A 5,918-nucleotide genomic window follows, 5' to 3' on the forward strand; every position below is an offset into this window, starting at 1 on the left:
GGCCGGCAAGCAGTTGGTCCAGAAGTTCCTTCTCAATAGCCATGCGATGATTCTCTCCTTTCCATCATCATGGCCTCGCGCACAGAATTCCCGACAGTCCCCGCAGTTCGGACCGCCGACGTAGGAATGGGACGCACCGCCCCGGAGCTTCGCCACCGATGCGCATGCTGCATCATGGTCAAATCCACTGCGATCTATCGCATACAAGTCTGCCGCGCGACCTTCGCGCCTGCCTCAGCGAGCTCGCCTCGGAAATCTGTCGTCGGCATTTGGCCCCACCGGAACTCACCCGACCCGGCAAAGCCGGCGCCCGTGCTCGTGACCGTCAAGGACAAGTCGCTTCGCGATGGCCTGCAGCTACCCTTGACCGTCACTGCGGGCGGCGGCCAGTTCGAAGCCAGGTCGGCACGAGCAGATGGTCGCCAATCAGCCGAACGAGGAGATCAGGCTTGACAATCATCGCCCCATACAGGTGTAGCTGACGGCTTGGTCGCCGCACTCTCCGACATGGGGCCGGGCTGATCAGCGTGCCACGGCTGGCAGGCTGATGAGCGGATCATCGCTCATTTGGCTGATGGTTTCCAGCGTCATGTATCTGGCGCGCTGCACGGCCCATTCGTCGTTCTGTTCGAGCAGGATCGCGCCGACCAGGCGGACGATGGCATCATCCTTGGGAAGACGCCGATGACCTCGGTGCGCCGCTTGATCTCGCCGTTGAGGCATTCGATCGGAGGTCGAGTGCAGCTTGGCGCTGTGCTCCTAGGGGAAAGTCATGTAGGCAAGCACGTCGGGCTCGGCGTCGTCCATGATTGTCGCCAGCTTCGGTACCTTCGGCCGGATCTGGTCGGCGACGGCGCGCCCTTGCGTGCTTGCGGCCTCGGGCGTCCTCGCCTTCGGCGGGCTGATCGCCGCTAAGGCCTTCGACAGCAACACCATCATTGCCGATCTGAACGAACGCGGGGCGCCAAGATCGTCATCTCGCAGCATCCGAGGCGCGCCTTGCCCCTGCCTCTCAATCTCGAACTCACAAATGGCGTCATCTCATCGATAACTCTTCTGCAAAGTCAAGGAGTTCAAGCGTATCGCCATGCGAGCTGACAAAACCGACCAGAGCTTCAACGCAATCATCCATCTCGCTGCCGTCGTCATAAACTCACGATGAATCTCAACAGGCCCTAGAGTGCCATTCAGCTTTTTTTATTTCATTGTAGACACTCCAGCTGAAATGACGCTCTTGACCCTGCCGCTCTTAGCGCAGCACCCGTGGCAGGCGGCGCTTCCATCGTCACTTCGCGGCAAATGCCGATGGCGCCTGAGGAATTGATGAGGGCAGCGCAAACCAAAAACGTTTGCCTCGCGGCTTCGGTCCTCGGCCCTTGACTAGTTGGCGGCGATGTACAGGGATTTCCCGAGAGCCTACGTCGACCGTGCAAAGGCCTGCAACTGCTGAGTGAGAGGAGGGACGCTTGGACGAACACGATCCGAAGGAAGAGCTGATCGAGACGATTTTTCGCAACGGCACAATCACCGTCGTCGGCATTCTGCTTGCCTTTTCGCTCGGCTTCGTCACGCATTGGGCGGCGAACCCCATGCCATGGCGGCTCTACGACCTGTTCGCCGTTGTGCCGATCCTGGTCGGCATCACGTTGCAGTTGCGGGCGCTGTCCCTGCTACTCGACATGAGTTCGTTGCGCCGACCCATCTTCGAACGCGCCAACCGCATCTTCATGGCCGGCCTTATCCTGACCGCGTGCGGCGTCGGGCTGGCCATCCTGCTCGATGTCTTCGCAATGTCGATGAAGGGCACGCTGCCCGGCGCTTGACGGCCTGTCACTGCGCTTTGGAGCTGCCGCAATCTTCCGACGCGACGCGTCAGATCCGAAGGTTCCTAGTGCTTTCCCCCAAGCAGCGTCAGCCTTCTTCCCGAAGAACGCTTTCTCTAGATTGCATTAGCGGATGTTTAGAGCGTGGGCTTGCCGGAAATTACGTCTCGGTCGCATAACCCGCATAGCTTTTAGGGTGTTGCCAGGAAGACCGATTCGCGGGCGTGGATGCATAAATGCATTGCGTCAGGAAGAGGCTCGGCAGGTTGCGTGCGCGCATTGCCGAACTGGAGCGCGATCTCGTGGCGATTACACCTCAGGGGCACCATCGGCGTTTTGAAGCCGGACATGAACTTCGCATGCGAAGTGCCGCCTGAAGCGTCTCGAGGAATGCACCGCTGAAATACCGGAGAAATGTGGCCGTTAGCGGAAGCTCGCCGCTCTCAATCTTTGCCACGCGGTCGGCTGGTCGGCGAGGAACAGATGCCGATCGTGCGGGTACTCTGTCCGGCAGAGACGCAAGGTTCTGCACTGTCCGTTCATGAAGACTTCGTGCTGGTCTCCACAAGAGAAGTATTCTGGTGCAGAAGGTGCCCGATTAGCTATCGGAAAAAGGCGACATCGACGTGCAAATCGGGCGCCGCAGTGAGGCGTCCCCCCCAATGTCGGATTTCCGACAGGATCGTAAATCCGCCAACCCATTGTTTAATAAAATTTCCTTCTCTGGCACGGCCCATGCATGGGACTCTGCGAACGCATCAGCGAGACGTCGTCCATGATCATGCGCACCGAAAATGCTGTCGCCGCAGTGAAAACCGCGCTCTCGCCTGCCATCAAGCCGCCGAAAGGCCGGCGCGTCATGGTCGAGGCAGGCGATTGCGCCGGCTTCAAACACCTTAGTGGGCCTGGAAAGCTCCTCGCGTGACGGCGAGGGGGGCACCCAGACGGGCGGAAAGGACAAACGTCGTTGCCCCACGTCGCCGGCATGACCCGTCGATTGTCACCGCGCTGGAATGCGCGGGTCTACATGCGAAACCGAACGCGCAGGACAAATTCTCGCAAGCCCGGTCGGGACTGGGGCTCGAAGTCCGTGAGCGGAGGCTAATGGCTATGGCCGATATTCGCCGCGAACAAGCCGCCTAGTGGGAAGACGCTATAGGAGGAAGCAGGTGGAGTTATCTTGCGTTGGGATCGGTGCTGGCCCGTCCAATTTGAGCCTTGCGTGTCAGATACACGAGCAAGTTGGGAAAGGGGCAGTGTTCCTGGATCGGCAGGTCGACTTCCGCTGGCATCCAGGCATCGCATTCGATTCCTCGGAGCTCCAGGTCAGCCACTTCAAGGACCTGGTCACTCTAGTGAATCCGCGATCAGCCTACACTTTCGTAAACTTCCTGCACGAGAACGGGCGTCTGTATCACTTCCTGAACGCACAGTTCGAAGCCGTGCTCAGAGTGGAGTTCGAACAATACCTGAACTGGGTCTTCCACAGGAACCCACTTGTGCGTGGCGGCGAGACAGTGCGCGAAATCCGCTTTGACGGCGAGTTTCAGGTGCGGACGGATAAGGCGGTTCTCGGCGCCAGAAACGTTGTGGTCGGCATTGGCAAGCAGGCGCAAATTCCGTCTCAATTTCAGGGCTGGATTGGACGCAACCTGTTCCACTCATCGGTTTTACTGCACATCCACCCTGAGGTGCGGAGAAAGCATGTCTGCGTGGTCGGCGGAGGCCAGTCGGGAGCCGAGGTGATGTTGCACCTTGTCGGCCTGCCGAACGAACGGCGGCCTGCCTCGATCACTTGGGTCTCGCAGCGCGAAAACTATCTGCCTCTGGACAACAGCCCGTTCACAAACGAGTTGTTCATGCCCTGCTTTTCGGATCGCTTCGCGGCGATGAGCGAGTCGCAGCGTAAGCTGCTCCTGCGGCGTTTCGTGCTTGCTTCGGACGGCATTTCGGAAAGCACGTTGCGCGGGATCTATCAGGCGCTGTACCGCCATGCATTTTTCGAGCCAAACCGATGCGACATCACACTGCGGCCGGGCTGCACCGTCTCGCACTGCATCAACGCCGGACCGGGTCACAGGCTGACCCTGCAGCATGGCATGGACGAGCTCGAAGAAGTCACGGCTGACATCGTCATCCTGGCCACCGGTTACGAGAACGCGGTCCCAAGCTTGTTGGAACCGATCATGGGCCGCTTGGAGCAGATCGACAATGAATTAGCTATTCGCGAGGATTTTTCGGTGAGCTGGGACGGACCGCGTGGCAGACGCATCTTCGTACAAAACGCGAGCCTCGGGCAGCGCGGCCTGGCCGATCCGAACCTAAGCCTACTGGCCTGGCGCGCGCGCCGCATCCTCGATAGCCTTCTTGGGCGCGCGCCATGCGCGAACCCCGAGCATCCTGGCTTCATCAGCCATACCTCGATCGAGAGCTGGCCCGACCCCGCAGCCGAAGAAATGGGCAGCGGGATATGACTCGTAGACTTCTGATCATCGGCGGTAGCATCCTGGGAATGAGGTCCGCCTCCGCTGCGGCGAAGGCCGGAGGCTTCTCCGAAATCATCGTGACCGAACAAGCCCTTGGACCAAGCGGCGCATCGCATTATTCTGGGGGCGTGCATTTCCCCTACGGTCGTCAAGACCGTACCAGGTCGCTCACTCGAAAGAGCGCGGTGGCCTTGGCGGCCATGGCTGGGTCGGCGGTCAGCGGATGGCGCCGGCCTTTAGCGATGCGTGTCGTGGCTGGACCGGGTGAAGCGATTGATCCGGCCCAGTTTACGGAACCCCTGCACCCGGCTGAGCCTGACATAGGCAGTCTCGCGCCGAGCTTCTGCGGACAATATCCGCCGGAGCGGAACGCGCCTAGCATCGCCGTCCCACATGACGTGAGTCCGTCTCCGTGGACCCGCAACTTGACCAGCGCCCGACTGCCCTAATTGGGATGTCCGACCAACCAGTCTTTCCAACAGGAGGCTTTTCGCATGTTGACTGATGCACAAAGAGAAAAGTGGCAGAAAGACGGATACGTCAGGCTCGAAAGGTTCTTCGCTCCAGCGGCTCAGGAAGATATCTCTACTTTTGTCGAAGATATGTCACGCTGGGATGTCAGCGATGATAAATGGCTCATGTGGTTCGAGAAGACGACGGACAATCGAAAGATCATCTCCAAGATCGAGAATTTTCTCGACTTCGATGATCCATTGCGTCGTTTGCTCTTAGAAGATCAGCGCATAAAGTCAGCGGTCGAGGATTTGCTTGGCGAAGATTCGCGCAGGCTCAAGGAGTTGCTGATTTTCCACTACCCCGACAGCGGCGGCTATCTCCCGCATCAGGACATTTATCACATTCCACACAAACTCCCCGACCGGATGGTCCATGCGGTGGTTGCCATAGGCATCGACGACTCCGACCCGGAAAACGGCGGGCTTTTCTTCAGCCCCGGCAACCACAAGAAGGGGGTATTTCCCATGGATGCCGGTGGGGTGATCGATCCTCAAGTCGCCGAAATGTTCTCCTGGGAACCTGTAGTATGGACGCCTGGCGACATCTTCATCTTCGACGATTACGCACCGCACTACTCACGACCGAACAAAAGCAATCGTTCGCGGCGGACACTCTACTTGGTGTTCCAGCGTGCTTCAACCGGTGGACCGACCCGCGCTGAATATAACGTGCTTAAGCGCGCCCTTAACCCGCCCGAGGGCAAAGTGGCCGATCTCGACAAACTCAAGCCCCCAAATGGCATTTTCTATCGCGATTGAGCTCACGCAGCCAGGCGGAGGCATGCACACGAAACTGATCGAACGCTCAAAAATGCGCGGAGAGTATGACGTTCTGATTTGCGGGCTCGCGGAGCATCGACCGCAGCCCGTTACGACGCTTCGGCACGTGGATTGTGGAGGTGGTCGCATGGCGGTCTTCTATGACGCCTTCAGCCCGACTGGCGCCCCCCTCGTCGCCCGCCTGGCGGCCCAGAGCTGCATTATTCTGGCCGGGGCCGCCAACGGGTCGGGCTACCGTTTCTCTCCACAAATTGCACGGAAGGCTGTTGCGTTGGCAGTCGAAGATCCCACTGCTTCAACAGGGTAGGTTCGTC

Annotated in this window: 4 protein-coding genes and 1 pseudogene; 4 read left to right on the forward strand and 1 reads right to left on the reverse strand. The window is 59.3% G+C overall.

The genetic code is table 11. The annotated features are described in order from the left end of the window. Positions 1-522: 522 nt before the first annotated feature. Positions 523-879: pseudogene (locus NKH37_RS33795) on the reverse strand (transposase); the annotation flags it as partial. Between the two features lie 587 nt (positions 880-1,466). Here NKH37_RS33795 and NKH37_RS33800 point away from each other — a divergent pair. The 4 genes from NKH37_RS33800 (at position 1,467) to NKH37_RS33815 (ending at position 5,583) form a co-directional block, all read left to right on the forward strand. Beyond that, the gene (locus NKH37_RS33800; protein WP_352813512.1) at positions 1,467-1,823 is read left to right on the forward strand and encodes a hypothetical protein; all 357 of its coding nucleotides are present in this window, start codon (positions 1,467-1,469) and stop codon (positions 1,821-1,823) included. Between the two features lie 775 nt (positions 1,824-2,598). Beyond that, positions 2,599-2,748: an iron-sulfur cluster assembly accessory protein gene (locus tag NKH37_RS33805; protein ID WP_352552306.1), complete on the forward strand. Its 150-nt coding sequence runs from the start codon at positions 2,599-2,601 to the stop codon at positions 2,746-2,748. A 244-nt stretch (positions 2,749-2,992) separates the two neighbouring features. Next, positions 2,993-4,297 (forward strand): lysine N(6)-hydroxylase/L-ornithine N(5)-oxygenase family protein, encoded by a 1,305-nt coding sequence (locus NKH37_RS33810; RefSeq protein ID WP_353042555.1) that lies wholly within the window; start codon positions 2,993-2,995, stop codon positions 4,295-4,297. A gap of 506 nt (positions 4,298-4,803) precedes the next feature. Continuing rightward, positions 4,804-5,583, forward strand: coding sequence for a phytanoyl-CoA dioxygenase family protein (locus tag NKH37_RS33815; protein ID WP_353042557.1), 780 nt, complete (start codon positions 4,804-4,806; stop codon positions 5,581-5,583). Positions 5,584-5,918: the final 335 nt, after the last annotated feature.

Source organism: Mesorhizobium sp. M1217 (assembly GCF_040318275.1).
Lineage (GTDB): Bacteria > Pseudomonadota > Alphaproteobacteria > Rhizobiales > Rhizobiaceae > Mesorhizobium.